This window comes from Sphingomonas sp. S6, from assembly GCF_043498045.1.
Classification (GTDB): Bacteria; Pseudomonadota; Alphaproteobacteria; order Sphingomonadales; family Sphingomonadaceae; genus Sphingomonas.
Window position 1 is genome coordinate 1 of record NZ_JBIEOE010000021.1, and the last position, 18,572, is coordinate 18,572.

14 protein-coding genes and 1 pseudogene are annotated in these 18,572 nt (G+C 62.3%); 11 read left to right on the forward strand and 4 right to left on the reverse strand.

The annotated features are described in order from the left end of the window. Positions 1 to 123: 123 nt before the first annotated feature. Positions 124 to 837, reverse strand: a pseudogene (locus tag ACGVWT_RS17580) (LysR family transcriptional regulator); the annotation flags it as partial. Positions 838 to 932: 95 nt separating this feature from the next. On the opposite strand from ACGVWT_RS17580, the gene ACGVWT_RS17585 reads away from it, so the two are divergent. The 11 genes from ACGVWT_RS17585 (at position 933) to ACGVWT_RS17635 (ending at position 13,834) form a co-directional block, all read left to right on the forward strand. Continuing rightward, positions 933 to 1,268, forward strand: coding sequence for a nuclear transport factor 2 family protein (locus ACGVWT_RS17585; RefSeq protein ID WP_315463091.1), 336 nt, complete (start codon positions 933 to 935; stop codon positions 1,266 to 1,268). Next, the gene (locus ACGVWT_RS17590; RefSeq protein ID WP_315463090.1) at positions 1,265 to 2,044 is read left to right on the forward strand and encodes an SDR family oxidoreductase; all 780 of its coding nucleotides are present in this window, start codon (positions 1,265 to 1,267) and stop codon (positions 2,042 to 2,044) included. Before ACGVWT_RS17585 ends, ACGVWT_RS17590 begins: the two co-directional genes overlap by 4 nt. Positions 2,045 to 2,230: 186 nt before the next feature. Next, complete coding sequence (locus tag ACGVWT_RS17595) at positions 2,231 to 2,806, forward strand: RNA polymerase sigma factor (protein WP_394427549.1); 576 nt, start codon at positions 2,231 to 2,233, stop codon at positions 2,804 to 2,806. Then, positions 2,803 to 3,714, forward strand: a complete 912-nt coding sequence (locus ACGVWT_RS17600) for a DUF4880 domain-containing protein (RefSeq protein WP_315463088.1) — start codon at positions 2,803 to 2,805, stop codon at positions 3,712 to 3,714. The genes ACGVWT_RS17595 and ACGVWT_RS17600 overlap by 4 nt, the downstream gene beginning before the upstream one ends. 79 nt (positions 3,715 to 3,793) lie before the next feature. Next, entirely contained in the window at positions 3,794 to 6,280 is a 2,487-nt protein-coding gene (locus ACGVWT_RS17605; protein WP_315463087.1) for a TonB-dependent receptor, read from the forward strand. An 80-nt stretch (positions 6,281 to 6,360) separates the two neighbouring features. Further along, entirely contained in the window at positions 6,361 to 7,284 is a 924-nt protein-coding gene (locus tag ACGVWT_RS17610; RefSeq protein ID WP_315463086.1) for a metallophosphoesterase, read from the forward strand. Between the two features lie 243 nt (positions 7,285 to 7,527). Beyond that, a complete protein-coding gene (locus ACGVWT_RS17615) occupies positions 7,528 to 8,085 on the forward strand; it encodes an RNA polymerase sigma factor (protein ID WP_315463085.1) in 558 nt (185 codons plus the stop codon). Continuing rightward, positions 8,069 to 9,034, forward strand: coding sequence for a FecR domain-containing protein (locus tag ACGVWT_RS17620; RefSeq protein ID WP_315463084.1), 966 nt, complete (start codon positions 8,069 to 8,071; stop codon positions 9,032 to 9,034). Before ACGVWT_RS17615 ends, ACGVWT_RS17620 begins: the two co-directional genes overlap by 17 nt. A gap of 55 nt (positions 9,035 to 9,089) precedes the next feature. Then, positions 9,090 to 12,191 (forward strand): TonB-dependent receptor, encoded by a 3,102-nt coding sequence (locus ACGVWT_RS17625; protein ID WP_315463083.1) that lies wholly within the window; start codon positions 9,090 to 9,092, stop codon positions 12,189 to 12,191. 285 nt (positions 12,192 to 12,476) lie between these two features. Beyond that, positions 12,477 to 13,364 (forward strand): pectinesterase family protein, encoded by an 888-nt coding sequence (locus ACGVWT_RS17630; RefSeq protein ID WP_315463082.1) that lies wholly within the window; start codon positions 12,477 to 12,479, stop codon positions 13,362 to 13,364. 188 nt (positions 13,365 to 13,552) lie between these two features. Further along, on the forward strand, positions 13,553 to 13,834 hold the full coding sequence (locus tag ACGVWT_RS17635; protein ID WP_394427555.1) for a hypothetical protein: 282 nt from the start codon (positions 13,553 to 13,555) through the stop codon (positions 13,832 to 13,834). A 628-nt stretch (positions 13,835 to 14,462) separates the two neighbouring features. Here the strand turns inward: ACGVWT_RS17635 and ACGVWT_RS17640 are convergent. The 3 genes from ACGVWT_RS17640 to ACGVWT_RS17650 all read right to left on the reverse strand — a co-directional run bounded on the left by ACGVWT_RS17640 (position 14,463) and on the right by ACGVWT_RS17650 (position 18,497). Further along, a complete protein-coding gene (locus ACGVWT_RS17640; RefSeq protein WP_315463081.1) occupies positions 14,463 to 15,236 on the reverse strand; it encodes a glucose 1-dehydrogenase in 774 nt (257 codons plus the stop codon). Positions 15,237 to 15,317: 81 nt separating this feature from the next. Continuing rightward, positions 15,318 to 17,633: a TonB-dependent receptor gene (locus tag ACGVWT_RS17645; RefSeq protein ID WP_315463080.1), complete on the reverse strand. Its 2,316-nt coding sequence runs from the start codon at positions 17,631 to 17,633 to the stop codon at positions 15,318 to 15,320. A 78-nt stretch (positions 17,634 to 17,711) separates the two neighbouring features. Further along, positions 17,712 to 18,497 carry an SDR family oxidoreductase gene (locus tag ACGVWT_RS17650; protein WP_315463079.1) on the reverse strand — a complete coding sequence of 262 codons (786 nt, stop codon included), beginning with the start codon at positions 18,495 to 18,497 and terminating at the stop codon, positions 17,712 to 17,714. Between the last annotated feature and the right edge of the window lie 75 nt (positions 18,498 to 18,572).

An 18,572-nucleotide genomic window follows, 5' to 3' on the forward strand; every position in this document is an offset into this window, starting at 1 on the left:
AATACCAGCATCCCGATCTCGCCGCCTGACACACCGCCAAGCGAACAGCCTAGAACACCAGGATGAGGGGTCCCTTTTCGACGCCGATCACCCCGCTAACGGGGTCCCTTTTCCACGCCGATCCACACCCTCCAGAACCGCAATTTTGGCGAGGCTCGCCTCGTCGAGGGTCAACGGGCCCTCGACGTCGATCTGGAGGGGACCGCCGTCCTTTCGGAACTGCCACCGATGCAGCGCCCCGTTTGGCAGCCGAATTCTGAAACAGGCGTGTCGGAGGAGATCGGGAGGCACTTGGGGTTCGCCATTGGCCGCCAGATAGGTCGGTGACGCCACCACCGCGAAGCTGCGTGGCGGTCCGACGGGTATAGCGATCATGTCGCTTGGCACGAGGTCGGCGCTTCTGAGGCCCAGATCAAAGCCCGCCTCGACGATGTCGACGATCCGCCCTTCGGTGACCAGATCGATGTGCACCTGCGGATACCGCTTCAAGAATGGGATGAGCAGCGGACTTAGAACCTCGCGCGCGCCTGTGGCGAACGCATTGATCCGCAGCGTGCCCGACGGCGTCTCCATCTGGGAGCGCGCGGTACTCATCGCGGCGTGCAGCGTCCTGACCGCGGGCCGGATCTGTTCGACGAAGGTCTGCCCGGCGTCCGTCAACGAGACGCTGCGGGTCGTGCGGTTGAACAGCCTGACGCCCACGCGTCGCTCAAGCTTGCCGATCAGATTACTCAGCGCGGTAGCCGAGAGGCCGAGTTCCAGGGCGGCCGCACGAAATGAGCCTCGCTGCGCAATGGCGAGAACCGCGTCGAACTCGCTCAGACCATCGCCAGCCATTATCCCATTTTCCGCAACGCTAGATGCCGATTTATCTCGATTATCACCAGCAATCATATCGCTAGATTGATCCCGTCCCGTCAAGGAGCCGAGCAATGACGATCGAACTTCCAAAACCCATCGCCGATTATGTCGCGGCGAACGCCCGCCTGGACGTGGACGGCATGATGCGGCCCTTTGCCCCCGACGCCGTTGTCCACGACGTTGGCATCGGCAAGCGATTCGAGGGCACGTCCGATCTGCGCACCCTATTTGAGCAGGAAGTCGTTCCAGTGAAGGCGATCTTCAAGCCGCACACGGTTCGCCACGAAGACGGCAAGGTGGTCGTCGAGGGCCCCGCGCACGGCGACTTTCCCGGGAGCCCCCTTCGCTTCACCTACAGCTTCGTGCTTCGGGACGATGCCATCAAGATGCTGGAGATCACACTGTGACCGTCGCGACAGAGTTCGCCGGCAAGCGGGTGCTCGTCAGCGGCGGCACGAAGGGCTTGGGCCGGGCGACCGTTGATCGCTTCCTGACCGGGGGAGCCCAGGTTATTACCGTTGCCCGCGGGGAAGCGAAGCCGAGAGCCGATACGATTTTCGTCGTAGCGGACCTTACCACCCCAGAGGGCGCCGAAGCGCTTGCCGACGCTGCGCTCGACCGCATGGGCGGAATCGACATCCTTGCGCATGTCGTGGGCGGATCGGCCTCTCCAGGCGGTGGGTTCGCGGCGCTCACCGACGCGCACTGGCTGGCAGAACTGAATCTAAACCTGATGGCCGCCGTCCGGCTCGACCGATTGCTCGTCCCGCAAATGATCGACCGCGGGAGCGGCGCCATCGTGCACGTCACGTCGATCCAGTCGATCCTGCCGTTGCCGGAATCGACGACCGCCTATGCCGCCGCCAAGGCAGCGCTCAGGACCTATAGCAAGTCTCTGTCAAAGGAGCTTGGCCCTAAGGGCGTGCGGGTCAATGCCGTCTCCCCCGGCTGGATCATGACCGAGGCGGCAGGCGAGTTCCTTGAGCGCGTCCGCCGCGCGACTGGCGGCACGATCGAGGGGGCGCGGCAGCAGGTGCTCGACGGCCTGGGCGGCATTCCGATCGGGCGAGCTGCCGAGCCTCACGAAGTTGCCGATCTGATCGCCTATCTCGCATCGGATCGCGCGGCGGCGATACACGGTGCCGAGTTCATCATCGACGGCGGCACGGTGCGAACCGTCTGAACCGTTGCGCGGGGAAACTGCCATGCATTGAGACGCGACGGCACGCGGGCGCAGCAACTTGGTTAGTTGCATTGCCGTACAAAACTTCCATTCCCGTAGTGATTTCCTGATCGACGGTCGAACCATGCCCGGTGTCGCGTTCCTGTAAAGAAGCAGACCTACACGCCGCTCCGATCACCGGAGCATGTGTTGAGCTGGCTGCGCGAAATAGACCGTTGGTTCATGGCCGAGGTGCTGCCCCACGCAGCCGCCTATCGGGCCAGGGCGGCCTACTTCTGCGGGCGGGACGAGGCGGACGACCTGGTGCAGGAAGCCTATGCCCGCGTCATGAACACGGCGGACTATCGTGCGATATCGTCGCCCCGGGCCTTTGTCCTCACCATTGTCCATAATCTGGCGCTGGAACGAATACGGCGAGCGAATGTGGTCCGGATCGATGTGCGGGCGTCGCTGGACATGGCGGACCTCGCCGATCCGGCCCCCGATGCCTTTGCGGTCGCCGCTGGACGATCGGAGTTGCAGCGCTTGGCCGGCTGGATCGATGCGCTGCCTCCGCAATGCTCGCGCGTCGTCCATATGCGCAAGGTTCAAGGCCTGTCTCCGGCCGCGATCGCGCAGTCGCTTTCCCTATCCGTCTCGACCGTGGAAAAGCATATCGCTAAGGGTCTTGCCCTCATCACGAAGGCGCGTCGCGAAAGCGAGTCCCTGGCGGAGGACATTTGCCCAGCCATTGCCCAGAATTGCCGCGCGACGCTGACGTGACCGACGAGGCTGCGGCATGGCTTGCTGCGCTCGATGCGGGCTCGGCGGACCTTGCGGCATTCGAGGCGTGGCGCGATACGGACGTGCGCCACGCCGTCGCCTTTGCCGAGGTCGTCAGCGCCTGGCGTGACCTCGATCGCCTGCGGGTGGCGCGTGGAGATGTACAGCACCAGCCCGAGACGGTGATGCTGGCCGGGCCCGACCGGTCTGACCGGCGGCACATGCTGCGCGCGGCCGCGTCGGTCGCCGCCGTCATGGTTGTGGGCGGCGGCTGGGCCTATCGCGCCAATGCCCGCGACAAGGCGGTGACCCAAGTCGGCGAACGGGCGACGGTAGCGGCAGGGCCCGGCCTTTGGCTGAAACTCAACACCGACAGTTGCGTCTATTGGAAGGATGGCACGCCGGATCGCCTCTGGCTCGAACGAGGCGAGGTCGCGATCCAGCTCGGCTCGCCGCATCGGCTGGAACTGATCGCCCCCGATGGTCGGTTCGAGCTGGCACCGGGCCTGTATAATGCGCGACTGCGGCCGACCGGATGCGAACTGGCGGTCCTTCAGGGGCGGATTTTCGACGGTGCGCAAAGACAGCTGAAACGGGGCGAGGTCGCGGTGGCGACCGCAGGCCAATGGACCGTCCATTCGCGCGACGGCAGCGATATGGCCCGGGTGACTGCGTGGCAGCGCGGCACGCTGGTCCTCAACGGCGAGAGCCTGGATTATGCGCTGGCGGAAATGAACCGCTATCTCACCAACAAGATCGTCATCGGCGACCCGGCGCTGTCGCGCCTGCGCATCGGCGGCACATTTGCGACGACCAACCCCCAGGAATTTCTGCAAGCGCTCCACAGTTCCTTCGGCGTGCAGGCAATTTCGGGTGCCAATGGCGGTATCGTCCTGTCCCGCACCTAAAAAAATTTTCGGGCGAGTAGCGGTTTTTCCGCCGCCATCCATCCCTGCACCGACCATCGCATCCAAACAGGGATCAACCATGTTCAAGTTCATGACCACGACCGCCATGCTGGCGGTCGCGATGCCGGCTGTCGCGCAGACGCGGCACAGCACGCCGATCCGCTTCGACATACCAGCCAGCGACACCGCCACTGCGCTCAACCAGTTCGCGCGGCAGGCGGGCATCCACGTCATATTTCCCTATGATGCGGTGGCGAACCGGCATGTCACCGCCCTGCGCGGACGGCTGACGCGCAGCGAGGCGCTGCGTCGGTTGATCGCGGGTCAGGGGCTGGCCATCGCGAGCGAGACGCCTTCGATGATCTCGCTAAAGGCCTTGGTCGATATGTCGACGGCCACCGCCGTCGCGGCAGAGGCCAGCGCGAACCAGGATATTGTTGTCCTGGGCCGGGGCCAATCGCGGCAGGTGCAGACCGTGTCCGCCAAGGCGATGGAGAAGACCACGCCCGGCACTTCGCCCCTTCGGTCGCTGGGGCGGCTACCCGGCGTGAATTTCGACTCCTCCGACGCGCATGGCACCTATGAGGCGGCAACGCAGCTGTCGATCCGCGGCTTCCTGACGGACCAGATGGGCTATACGCTTGATGGCGTGCCGCTTGGCAACATGCAGTATCGCAACAACAACGGCCTCTCGATCAACCGCGCACTGCTGACCGAGAATAACGGCGCCGCGACGCTGTCGCAGGGGAGCGGCGCGCTGGGCACCGCGTCCACCAGCAACATCGGCGGCACGGTCGACTTCACCTCGATCGATCCGACCCACATGTTCGGCGCCGACCTGGAGCAGAGCTATGGCAGTGCCCAGTCCTGGCGCAGCTTCGGCCGGATCAACACCGGCGATCTGCCCTGGGGCGGTCGGCTGGCCATCTCCTATGCACATGACCGACAGGGCAAATGGCGCGGCTGGGGCCAGCAGGTCCAGGATCAGATCAACGCCAAATATATTCAGCCCCTGGGCGACGACGTCACCTCGACCATCTTTCTCAACCTGATCGACCGGCGCGAGGACGATTACAACGATACGTCGCTCAGCCGTCTGAAGACCTATGGGTGGCGGTTCGACAATATCCCGACCTTCGCGCTCGCCGAGCAGCTGGCGACGATCGTCCAGAACGGCGGCACCCCGCCCGCCCCTTATGTCAACGCCGATGACGCGGTGTATCAGGGTGGGGGCGTGCGCCGCGACCTGCTGGCCTATGAAAAGCTGGCCTATCGCCTGGGGTCGCGGCTTTCGGGTTTCACCACCGGCTACATCCATCTGGACAAAGGCATAGGCACCTGGGCCGATCCCTACGACCCGACCCCTGCCGCCTTTGGCGGCTCGCCCATCTCGGTGTCGGCCAATCGCTACAATATCGACCGCAAGGGCGTCATTTCCCGCCTGACCTTCCAGGCTGGTCGCCACAAGATCGAGGGCGGCATCTGGTACGAGCATAACGCCTTCGACCAGGCCAATTACCTCTACGGTCTTCAGGCGGGCAAGGCGCCGGCGGAATTCCAGCAATTCTACACCAACCCCTTCTTCACCAATTATCAGAACGAATATCGGACCGACACGGTACAGCTCGACCTCAGCGATACCTGGCAGGTAACGGAAGCACTGCGCCTCAATGCCGGGGTGAAGGGCGTGGTCTCCACCAACAACGCGCACAGCATCGTCAGCCGCAAGCCGATCGACGGTTCGATCCAAGCGAAGAACTGGTTCCTGCCGACCATCGGCGTTCTCTATACGCTCGATCCGCATAGCGAGCTGTTCGGCGACTATACGCGCAACATGGCCGCGTTCGTCGCCTCGACCTCGGCAGGCCCCTTTTCCAGCAGTTCGCAGGCCGGGTTCAATTATATCCGGGGCGACCTGAAGCCGGAGATGACCAACACGTTCGAGGCGGGTTACCGCTTCCACGACCGCGACGTGCAGCTGTCGCTGACCGGCTATTATGTGAAGTTCACCAACCGCTTGCTCGCCTCGTCGATCAGCGCGACCATCGTCGGCAACCAGAACGTATTGCAGAATGTCGGCAGCGTATCGTCACGTGGTGTCGAGGCCGCCGCGACATGGGGCTTCGCACCCCATTGGTCGGCTTATGGCAGTTGGGCGTACAACGACGCGACCTATGACGACAACGTCCAGCCGCTGGGCGGCGCCGTCGTTCCGACCAAGGGTAAGCAGGTCGTCGCCTCGCCCAAACAGGTCGCCACGGCCGAGCTGAACTATGACGACGGTACGCTGTGGGGCGGTGTGAATGCGCATTATCGCAGCAAACGCTATTACAGCTATCTCAACGATGCGGTCATTCCCGGCGCGGTCAACGTCAACCTGTCGGCCGGCTATCGGCTCAGTCCGATGTTCGAGGTTCAACTCAACGTGATGAACCTGTTCGACAAGCATTATATCGCTTCGACCGGCACGGCCGGCTTCGTGACCTCCGACCCGAATGGCACCTACACCACCTTGCAGACCGCGGCGCCCCGGCAGGTGTTCGGGACGGTGCGCGTCCACTTCTGATCCTTGTTCCTCGGGGGGCCGCGCCATCACGTGCCGCCCCCTGATCCCCCTGCCCCCCATCCTCCGACATCTGGTGCCGCATGGAACGACGCGATCTCCTAAAGCTGGCCACGGCCGCCCCGCTGCTCTCGCTCGGCACGAAGGCGTACGGTATGACGGCACAGCCCGACTTCACCTTCGCCTTTGTGGGGGATTGTCATATCCGACCCGAACTCGACGCGGATCGCGCCTGCGCGATGTGCTTCGAGCAAATCTCGGCTTCCAACGTCGATTTTGTCGTGCAGGGTGGCGATATGATCGAAGACGCGCTGGAAGCCAGCCGCGAACGCGCGATCATGCTGATGGACCTGTACCAGCGGACCGAGCGGCAGCATCTGCGCAAGCCCGTGCGTCATGTGCTCGGCAATCACGATTGTCTGGGCGTGTTCGCGAAGAGCGGAATTGCCCCCACCGCCCCCGACTTCGGCAAGCATTTCTATATCGATCGCTTCGGCCCGACCTATTATTCCTTCGATCACAAGGGCGTGCATTTCGTCGTGCTGGACTCGGTCGGCATCACAACAGACCGGAATTACGAAGGACGCGTGGACGCCGCCCAGCTCGACTGGCTGCGTACCGATCTCGCCACCCAGCCCCAGGGCGCGCGGATCATCGCCATCACACACATTCCCCTCGTGACCGCGATGTATTGCTACGAGCCGGAAAGCTGGCTGAATACGCCCCACAATTGGACCTTCGTGACGAACGGGCGGGAAGTATTGCGCATCCTTAGCGAGCATGGCGTCATGGCCGTGCTTCAGGCGCATAGCCATGTCTACGAAAGGATCGAACTGAACGGCATGTCCTTTATCACCACCGGTGCCGTCGCGGGGGCCGATTGGCGTGGATCGTTTTTGGGGACGCCGGAAGGCTATACCGAAATCACCCTGTCCGGGCGTAAGGTGGAAAGCCGCTATCGGACCTACGGCTTCACCAGCATCAGCCGGAAAGACGTGCCGATCTAGATTTCACGAAAGCGGTCAAAGCGTGACCTGGAGTGAGCCTGCGTTGGCACAAACGCTCACTCCAGCCGTCTTGCGCGCAGCTCGAGACTAGCCATTGGTTCGGCGCAGCCGTCGACGAGATGATAGCTTCGATGCAGGCTTGATCGACCGCGCGCCCCTCGAAGGCCCCCGCGCCGCCCTATTTTGCATCTTGGTTGACGGAAACCGCATTCCAGTGCCTCGTTCCAAACGAGAGGGGCGACTGTGACCGAACGCGAGGTTCTGGCTGAATGGGTGGGGCGAGAAATCCTACCGCATGAGCGCGACCTTCGAGCATGGCTGCGGCGCCGGGTTGCGGGGGATGTGGAGGATGTGGTGCAGGAATGCTATTGCCGCCTCGCACAGATCGCGGACGTCGAAGCCATCGGCAACGGGCGGGCGTATTTGTTCACGATGGCGGGCAACATCGTCAAACGCCAGCATCGCGGAGCGCGTATCGTGCCGATCGGCGTGGCCATCGATGACGTCCATCAGCAGATCGAAAGCGAGCTGCCCGATCCCGAGCGCACCGTGATCGCGCGTGATGAATTGCGCCGCGTCCAGGCCGCGCTTGCCACGCTGACCGACCGTGCCCGCCGGATTTTCCTGCTGCGTCGCATAGAGGGGATGCCGCAGAAAGAGATCGCCCGCACGCTCGGCGTCAGCGAAGCGGTCGTCGAGAATGAAGCGAGCCGCAGCCTGCGCGCAATCCTGACGATGATGACCGACGACACCACGACGGCAATCGATATCCGGAGGGGCCGTCATGTCCGACAGCGTTGAGGCAGCGGCCGCCGCCTGGGCCCTGCGGCATCCGTTGCAGGAGAGCGAACGGGGCCAGTTCGAGGACTGGCTGGCGCACGACCCGCGCCATGCCGGCGCCCTGCTGCGCGCTCAGGCCGGACTGAGCGTCATCGACCGAGCGATCGTGCCGGATCATGCCGTGGCGCACACGCCCGCCTTGCCACAGCGGCAGACGAACCGTCGCTGGGTGCTTGCTGGCGCGGGCAGTGCGATCGCGGCGGCCATCGCAGGGCTGATCGGCTGGCAGCGCTGGTCGGGGGAAGAGGTGACGACGAAGCGCGGCGAAATCCGTCGCTTTCCACTGGCCGACGGATCGGTCGCGACGATCGACACGGATAGCGCGCTCCGCGTCGTCCTCGATTCGCAAAGCCGGCGGATCGCGCTGCAACAGGGGCAGGCCTGGTTCCAGGTCGCGAAGGAGCGCCAGCGGCCGTTCGTCGTGGACGCGGGGATCGCCCAGGTTCGCGCAGTCGGCACCGCCTTTGCGGTACGCCGCACCGACAACGGCGTGCAGGTCGCCGTCACCGAAGGCACGGTGGCGGTCTGGCCGACCGATGCGAGCGGCGCCATGATAATTCTGGAGGCGGGACATTTCGCCACGTTCGTGCGTGGCCAGACGGCGCCGATCACCGGCACCGCTCCCGCGGCGATCCAGCGATCGCTGGCATGGCGTGACGGCGAAATAGCCTTGGAAAACGAGACGCTCGGTTATGCGATCGGCGAGTTCAACCGGTACAGCCGGCGACCGATCGTTCTGACCGACGACAGTTTGAGGGACGAGCGGCTGGTCGGACTGTTCCAGATCGACAATCCCGACGAATTCATCGCTATGCTATCCGCGTCGCTGGACGTGGTCGCCACCGTCACGCCGTACGACGTTCGGCTGAGCAGGAAAAAAGCGCGGGACGACGACGGAAACGCGCAATAACGGGCTCTTACCCCTTGAGCGTACCGAAGACAGGGCGCCAAAACAGGAGGGGATTATGACCGACATGCGCGCATTCTGGCTCGGTACAAGCGCTATCGTCTGCGCCGCAGCGCTGCCGTCGGGGGCGGAGGCGCAAGTCCGCCGCTTCGACATTCCGTCGCAACCCGCCAGCACCGGCATACCGCTCTTCGCGCATCAGGCGGGTATTCAGATTCTCGCCCCTGCCGCGGTGACGCAGGGGCTGACAGTCAATCGTATCGCCGGTTCGATGGAGGTGGAAACCGCACTCCGCCGGCTTTTGTCGGGCACCGATTTGACACCGGTTACCGTCGGCCGATCGATCGTACTGAAGCGTCAGCAGCTCGCCGTTGCGCCCTTGTTGCAACGCGTCGCCCAAACCCCCGCGCCCGCGATGCAGGACCAGCAGGGCGGCGCCATCCCGCCCCAAACCAATCCGACGGAAGTTGATCCGCTCGCAGCCGGCTCGCAGGTGGACGGCGAGGGTCAGCCCGACATCATCGTGCGTGGCTTTCGTAGCAGCCTTGGGCGCGCGCTGAACGAGAAGCGTCAGGCGAACGGCGTCGTCGACGTCATCAAGGCGGAGGATATCGCCGACTTCCCCGATAATAATCTGGCGGAATCGATCCAGCGCGTACCCGGCGTTTCGATCGCGCGCGATGCCGGCGAAGGACGGCAGATCACCGTCCGCGGCCTCGGCCCGCAATTCACCCGCGTGCGCGTCAACGGCGTCGAGGGGCAGAGCACCGCCGGCGGCACCGACAGTTCGGGCGGTAACAACCGCAATCGTGCCTTTGACTTCAACGTCTTCGCGTCCGAGCTGTTCAACTCGATCGCCGTCCGCAAGACCGCGTCGGCTGAAACCGAAGAGGGATCGCTGGGCGCGACCGTCGATCTCACGACCGCGCGGCCGTTCGACTATAACAAGTTCACCTTCGTGGCGTCGGCACAGGCCGGCTACAACGACCTGTCGCAGAAGGTCGATCCGAAACTGAGTGCGGTGATCAGCGACACCTTTGCCGGTGGGACGCTGGGCGCGCTCGTGTCCGCCTCCTACACCAAGCGACGCATTTTCGAGGAAGGCCATGGTTCGGGGGGCTGGCTGGATGGCACCAACGTCGGCGGCTATAATCCGGCATCGCCCTTCGCCGCGGCCAATTCGATCAACACCTACAGCCCCCGCTTCCCGCGCTACGGTCGGTTGACGCACGATCAGGAGCGGCTGGGCATCACAGGTTCGTTGCAGTGGCAGCCGACGAGCGACACGCTGATCAGCGGCGACGTTCTGTACTCGAAATTCTCCGCGACCCGGACGGAAAACTGGCTCGAAAACCTGTCCTTCGCCCGGCCACTATCGCAGGGCGGCCGCCCGGAGGCAGTGGTCCTGAACGGCGAGATCAACGGCAAGGGCGACATGGTCTACGGCGTCTTCAACGACGTCGATATCCAGAGTGAGACCCGCCGGGACGAGCTGAGCACCGAATACACGCAATACACCCTGACCGGGGAACAGAAATTCGGCGATTCGCTTAAACTGACGACGTTGATCGGCTATTCACGATCGTTCTTCGACAATCCGGTTCAGACGACGGTGATCATCAACCGCGAAAATACCGACGGCTACAGCTACGATTATCGTCCGAACCGTAACCTGCCGATCATTAATTACGGATTCGACGTCAACGATCCGGCGAGTTTCGGCTTTGGCATTCCGCGATCCGAAATCCGGTTGCGGCCCAACTCGGTCGACAACACGATCCTGACCACGCAGGCGAACCTCGCCTACACGATCAACGACGGGCTGACGCTGAAGGTCGGCGGCAACGTCAAGCGGTATCGCTTCAATTCGGATGCCAAGGCGCGAGTCAACGAAGGCATCGTGCCACAGCTGCCCGCGGGTACGACCCTTGCCTCCCTGACGACTCTACTGACCGGCTTCGGCCGCCATCTGGGCGATCCAGCCGGCAATGTCTCGTCGTGGATTACACCCGACATCGACGCATTCGCGAAGCTGTTCGATATCTACAGCAATTCCGGTCTGTTCACGCTTAGCGGCGCGAGCAACGCCAACGCGCGGGGCAACATCCGGGGCGTGCAGGAAACGGACACGGCGGGGTATGTCCAGGCAGACTTCAAGGCGGATATCGGCATTCCGATCCGCGGGGACATCGGCGTCCGCTACGTGCATACACGCCAGCAATCACGCGGCTATCAGCTGGTCGCGGGATCGGCTCAACAGGTCAGCGTCACGCGATCCTATGACGATTGGCTTCCCGCGCTCAATCTGACCGCGGAGGTGACGCCCGATGTCCTCATCAGGCTGGCGGCTGCGAAGGTGATGACGCGGCCAAATCTGGGCTCGGTGACGCCGGGGGGCAGCCTTAGCACGGTCGGCGTCTTTTCGGTGAGCTCAGGCAACCCGCAGCTTGAACCGATCCGCGCCAACACGCTCGACCTGTCGGCCGAATGGTATTTTGCGCCACGCGCATTCCTCGGCATCGGCCTGTTCTACAAGGACATCAAGTCGTTCATCCAGACGGCGCGAGTCACCCAGCCGTTCAGCGCGTCGGGTCTGCCGACGTCCCTCCTGGCCGGCCTCGGCGTTTCGGCGAACGACCAATTCACCTTCAGCCAACCGGTCAACACGCCAGGCGGATCGCTTAAGGGATTGGAGATCAACTATCAGCAGCCGTTCAGCTTCCTGCCCGGCGCGCTCGCCAATTTCGGCACCCTGCTGAACTACACGTTCGTCGATTCAAAAATCCGCTATCTGTCGACGCTGGCGTCGAGCGGCTTTATTGAGGCCGACCTGACCGGCCTGTCCAAGAACGCCTTCAACGCGACCCTTTATTACGAGGATAAGGCCTTCAGCGCCCGCGTGTCCGCAGCATATCGCGACAATTACCTGACGGCGGTACCCAGTGGGACCAGTTTCAACGATGCCGATGGCGTACGGTCGACCCTGACCTTCGACACGTCGATTTCCTATGCGCTCAACAGCCATATCAAGCTGACGCTGGAGGGACTTAACCTGACCGACCAGTTCAATCAGCAGTTCACCGACACCAACCGGGATAGCATCCTCGTGAACAGCCACACAGGCCGGCAGTTCTATCTGGGTGTCCGTTACGCTTTCTGACCGACTTGGCGCGGCCTCCTCACGCCTCCCCGGCCGCGCCTTTTTTATGACGAGGACAAACGCATGATCGATCGCCGACAGTTGCTCATCGGCAGTGTCGCAGCAGGACTGGTCGGCGATCCTGCACCTGCGAGGGATCGCTATGATGCGGTGGTCGCCCCCGCTGCCCGGCGCGACGTTCCCCCCGGGCGCCGCTTCGCCGACCTTGGCGCCGCGCTGGCGGCCGGGCCAAGGTCGGGTGGACACCGTATCTGGCTGGCGCATGGCGAATGGCGTGGCCAGCATGTGATCGACACGCCCGGTGTGGTGCTTATCGGTGAAGACCGGAAGCGGACGCGGATTGCTTTCACCGCAGCATCCGGAATGATCGCGCCCGACGGCAAGCATTACGGCACGTATCGCACCGCGACGCTGACCGTCTCCGCGCCCGGCTTTGCTGCCCGCAACCTGACCATTGCCAATGATTTCGATGGCATCGCGGAGATGCGCAAGACCGGTCCGCGCCTGCTATCGGACGATCCCGCCGGGCCGCAGGCGGTCGCCCTGCGACTGGCCGAGGGAAGCGACCGCGCGAGGCTCGACGCGGTCGACATCCACAGCCATCAGGACACGTTTTTCCCCGACGCCGGCCGCGTCGTCCTACGCGACTGCGTGATCAGCGGCAGTTATGACTTCATCTTCGGCGCGGGCGCAGCGCTGTTCGAACGATGCGAGATCCGCTCGAGACTTCGCCCCGATCCGCGTCAGGTGACGGGCTATATCGCAGCGCCCAGCACGCTGGTGACGCAGCCGTTCGGCTTGGTGTTCGACCGCTGTCGCCTGACCCGTGATCCTGATATCGCCAACGGCAGCGTCTTCCTCGGCCGGCCTTGGCGCCCGTCGAAACGCTTTGCCGACGGCCAATACGGCAATCCGCAAGCGGCGGGCATGGCCACCTATTTGAATTGCTGGATGGACGCGCACATCGCCACCGCTGGGTGGACGGAGATGTGGTATACCGGTCGCGACGGTAATCCTCGCCACATGGTGCAGCCCGAAGAAGCGCGGTTCGGGGAGTTTGGCAGCCGCGGCCCGGGCGCATCGAGGTGGCGACGCTTGCCAGTCCTCAGTGCTGCGCAGGCCACGCAGATAAAGAGCCTCGCAATGAGTCAATTGTCCTGGATGCCATCTTAGCTGAATAACGGCCGGCAGACGACCCAGGTTCGGTCGTTCACACATTCCGAGGCGGCACCAGAAACCTGCTGCTCGTTCAGCGTTGCCGCCGGCCGATCAACCACATTTTCGAACCGCTGATATACCGCGCCGATGTACGCTTACCTGGCAACCCGGTGCGATGGAGATGATCGATAGATCACTCGTCGATGGACCCCGCCTTTCACGAACTTCGACCTTGGAACGAAGGCCGGCTGATCGGCGCAAAGCGCGCGCCGAAGCAGCAACAGGTCTGGGCCATTCGCTTTTGGCTCGACCAGCATCGACGACTGCGCGACCAAGCTCTGTTTGACTTCGCCATCGACAGCAAGCTGCGCGGCTGTGACGTAGTCAAAGTACGGATCGGAGATATAGTTTTTTTGGCGGACGCGTCCGTGACCGCGCCGTCGTGGTTCAGCAGAAGACTAAACGGTCGGTCCAGTTCGAACTGATGGACACGGCACGTAAGACGATGCGGGCATGGCTGGAGCGTCGTGGCGGGACATTGAACGACTTCGCCTTTCCGAGCCGGAACGACTACATGGCCCACATAAGCACCCGGCAATATGCGCGCCTTATACATGAGTGAATGATCGACATCGGCCTTCCGGCTCAAGACTATGGAACGCACCGAGGTCTGAGCAGACCCAGCTGCGGTTATTCATCACGGGTTTGCCGCTTCCGAATCTTATGCCATCGTTCATTTTAACGTTGCCAGGACACCGCCGCGCAGCGGGCATGATCCGATGAGAATGGACTCACCATGTTCTTCGGCCGACCTGGGAATTCAACGGACGCGCCATTGCATTTGTTTAACGGCCACTTTCTGAATGACGCTTCGACCTGCAATAGGTAATATCCTCAAATGAGACTAATGCCCTAAGCTGACTAATTAAAAAATAGAGCCATCACAAATGCCTTAGCTGGCTTACTTTGGCTGAACATTTAGCTGCCGCAACCAATGTCCCGGACGACTTAACGTAGGGATCCCAGCCTCATCTTAGATAGGATACTGTCACATCCTTAAACACGGTCGACCTATAGTTGCCGCCGAACGAAGGACACAGGTCTCACCAAACATTAGCGCGCGGTGAACCCACCGTCGGCAACGAGACCCGAACCGTTAAGATAGCGCGCTTCGTCAGAGACGAGGAACAGCGCCGGGCCAACCATATCCTCCGGTATTCCGGCACGCCCCACCGGGATCTGGCCGATTGTTCTCGTTGTGTACGCGTCCAGCACGTCTTGCGAGAGGTGCTCACCCACGCCCTCCACCATCGGCGTCATAATGAAGCCCGGATGAAGCGAGTTGCATCGAACACCGTTCGCGGTCGCCGCGCAATGGAGCGCGACCGCCTTGGTCAGGTTGGTCACGCCCGCCTTGCTGGTACAATAGGCGGCGCCGAGTTGATCGGCGACCATCCCGTAGATCGACGCGATGTTGACGATCGCGCCGCCGCCGTTGACGACCATTGCGGGAATGGCCAGCTTGCAGCCGAGGAAGGTTCCGGTCAGGTTTACCGCAAGCACTTTGTTCCATTCTTCCAGCGAACAATCCACGATGGAAGCGGGTGGGCCGATCCCTGCGGAATTGATCAGGATATCTAGCCGCGAGAAGTGGCTCATGGTCGTATCGATGGCCGCCTGCCACGCCGATGGGTCGGCGACATCGAGTTGAGCGTAGATCGCCTCGCCGCCCTCCGCCACGATCGCATCTGCGACGCCTTGACCCGCCTCTGCCTGGATGTCGGCCACCACGACCCTCGCGCCCTCGCGCGCGAGCCCGTGACAAAAGGCGCTACCCAATCCAGATGCGCCCCCCGTCACGAGGGCGACTTTACCTTCGAACCGCATATCCCTCTCCTCGTCTAGATCTTCCATCACGCAGAACGGAGTTCCACACTCCTCGAACCGGGCCGGCATGGCCCCGCCAATTTAGTTGCGCTGGTCATAACGATAGCCGACCGACAGTCCCCACCACCGCGGCGGCGCAAATTGTTCGTAGACCGTATTGTATGAGGTGGAGAGGTCGAAGGCGCTAATCCGATACTTGCGATTAAAGACGTTCTTCACGAAAAAGCTTGCACGAAACGGGCTGTTGGCAGGCGCAAGGTCGATCCGGCCGTTAGCGACGATGTAGGACGGCACAACGGTGGCGGGATTGTTCAAAGCATCGGTATTGTATTTTGCAGTTGCCTTGAAATCCGCCTGCATGCCGATGGTGCCGAAGGAGGCCTCATGCTCGTAGCGTATCCGACCGTTGACGCTCCAGCGCGGCGCGAGCGGCATCTCGCGGTCATAGGTACGGAACGCGGGTCCCGGCGTCGTCACATCGCGCACCAATGTGTGCAGGAGACCGCCGCCTAGAGCCACTGTCAGGCCATGGACGGGCCGCGCCGCCAGTTCCAGTTCCGCCCCGTACAGACTGGCTTGGCGCGTTTGTAGGAAACCGCCAAGCGTTTGAAACCCAAAGGATTGGAACCGCGGATAGTCGTAGTAGAATATTGATCCGTTGAGCGTGAGCCGACGGCCCAGAAGATCGGACTTCACCCCCGCCTCGTAAACGTACACCAGTTCCGGCTTATACGGCACCTTGTCGAGCGGTGTGGCAACATCGATGAAACCGTTGTTGAATCCGCCCGCTTTGACGCCACGGCTGACAGAGGCGTAGAGCAGTGCATTGTCCAGCTTGTAATTGAGTTGAAGCCGGGCCGCCACGTCGGTCACGTCGAGCCGCGTCAGATCGCCAGCCGTCGCCTTATTGAAGTCGTTGGCCGCAAGGACCGTGCCGACACGCGGGCTAAACGGCGCATTCGGCCAGAAGTCGAAGAAATTGTCAGGCGTCGTGAAATAGGTGAGCAACTGATCGAAGTCCTTCACGTCCTTCGTCACCCGTGCGCCCGCGATCAGGGTCAAGCGATCGGTCAGCTTCTGCTCGACGTTGCCGAACAGCGCATAGGAGTGCAGGCGCAGGTCGGCATCGGCCAGCGCGACGAGGAAGGGGCTACCGGCGGCGTTGACGAAGATTGGCGCAATCTGCTTCAATCCGGCGTTCTGTTGAAGGTAATATGCACCAACAGTCCAGTTCGTCCTATCCCCGCGGTTGAACAATCGCAGCTCTTGCGAAAATTGATTGCTATGCGACATGTAGGTGGTGTTGCAGATATAACTTGGGCCTCCATCACAATCTTCGCGCGTATAACGGTCGTAATGATTGAATCCGGAAATGGACGCCAGCTGGACGGTGTCGAAGTCATAATTGAGTGACAGGAGGCCGGTGTAGGAATTTGCGCCCTTCAAGAAATGCGGGCTTCGATTGGTCGACTGAAACCAGGGGTTGCCGGTGTTGCGTGGCCCTGGCGTCTCGACCAATCCGGTCACCGGATCACGGCTGGTGACGATCTGGTGATAGACGGTCGTGGCACCCTCGGCATGCCCATATTCGAATTTGGCGTCCGCGGTCAGCGGGCCACCTTTGTCGAAGCCAAGCTGTACCCGCCCGGCGTAGGTCTTCAGCTCACCCGCATCGCGTTGACCGTAGAGATTATGGATCCAGGGATCATTTTGTTGATAAATGCCGGAAGCGCGCAATGCGAAGCCTGCGCCTAGCGGCACGTTGACAACGGCCGTGGCGCGCCGGGTGTCGAACCGGCCGATCTCTGCCTCGACATCGACCAGCGTCCGCCCAGACGTCGCCTTGTTCGTCACGAAATGGACGATGCCGCCGGTGGTGTTGCGACCAAACAGCGTGCCTTGCGGCCCCCTGAGAACCTCCACCCGATCGACATCGAACGTCGGGAAGCTGCCGGCTCCTAGCGGCACCAGGTAAATTTCATCGATGTAGGTAGCCACCGGCGCTTCCGTCAGATCGTTGAAATCGGGCAAGGACACGCCGCGGATCGAGAAGTTCACATTGGTGCCGGGGCCAAACACGGAATTGTTCTGCAGATTCGGCACCTGCGCAGTAATGTCGGTGCTCTCGCGCACCCCTATCTTCGCCAGTGCATCGCCCGAGAGCGCAGTGATCGCGATGCCAACGTCCTGAAGTCGCTGTTCACGCTTCTGCGCGGTCACGATAATGTCGCCCTGAGCGCTGTCTCCATCGGCGGCCGGCGGCGATGCCGCATCGGCCTTAGTGGCGGAGGCCCCGGCTGTCTGTTGCGCTTGCGCGGCGTGGGGCAGGAGGATGGCGGCGCCGGCCAGCAGACCGATAACAATCGAACGCCGCGCGCCCGCAGGGCGCTCAGACACAAGTCCTCGTTCCATGATGAATGGTCCCAGTCGTAAAGATGGTGAAGAGGCGGAAGGTCGTCGAGCGACGCCGTAGGGTCAGCCCGTCAGCGCGAAACCGCCATCGACGAACAGGCCGGCGCCATTGACGAAGCCCGCATAATCAGAGGCAAGGAACAGCGCGGCTTTCGCAACGTCTGCCGTTTCACCTAAGCGCCCCTGCGGCGTGCGGGCGACCAGCCATTGCCGAACCTCGTCGGTCGTGGAAAATGAGCCCATGGCAACGAAATCGCTCACCAGCTTGTCGATCATGTCGGACTGAATGATACCGGGATACAGGCAGTTGACGCGGATGCCGTAACCGGCTGCTTCAACGGCCGCGACCTTGGTAATCCGATCCACCGCCGCCTTCGTTGCGCCATAGGGCCCCATGCCCGCCGACGCGCCATGGGCGGCAATCGACGACAGGTTGACGATCGCCCCGCCCGCCCCCGCACGCCCGCCGGGCCGCATCGTGCGGAAGCCCCATTTCATACCCAAAAGTACGCCGTCGATATTGACCGCGTTCATCCGCTGCACTGCAGCCAGATCCAAATCGACGAGCGGTTGGGTTTCCTCCGTCCCCGCATTGTTAACGAGAATGTCGAGCCCACCCGCCTTGTCGACTACTGCATCGACGATCCGCTCCCATTGAGCCTCGTCTCTGACATCATGCGCGAAGAAGTGTGCGTGGTCGCCCAGCTCATCAGCCAGCGCCTGTCCCTGCGCCTGTAAAATGTCCGTGATGACGACCGCGGCACCATGCGCGTGAAAGGCGGTGGCAATGGCCGCTCCTATTCCACGCGCACCCCCTGTTACCACGGCGACTTTACCAGAAAAATCCATTCTCCCCTCCTATATACTTATTTATTTTACAATTATTCAGTAATTATATAATATCTGAACGTCTATATTATATGT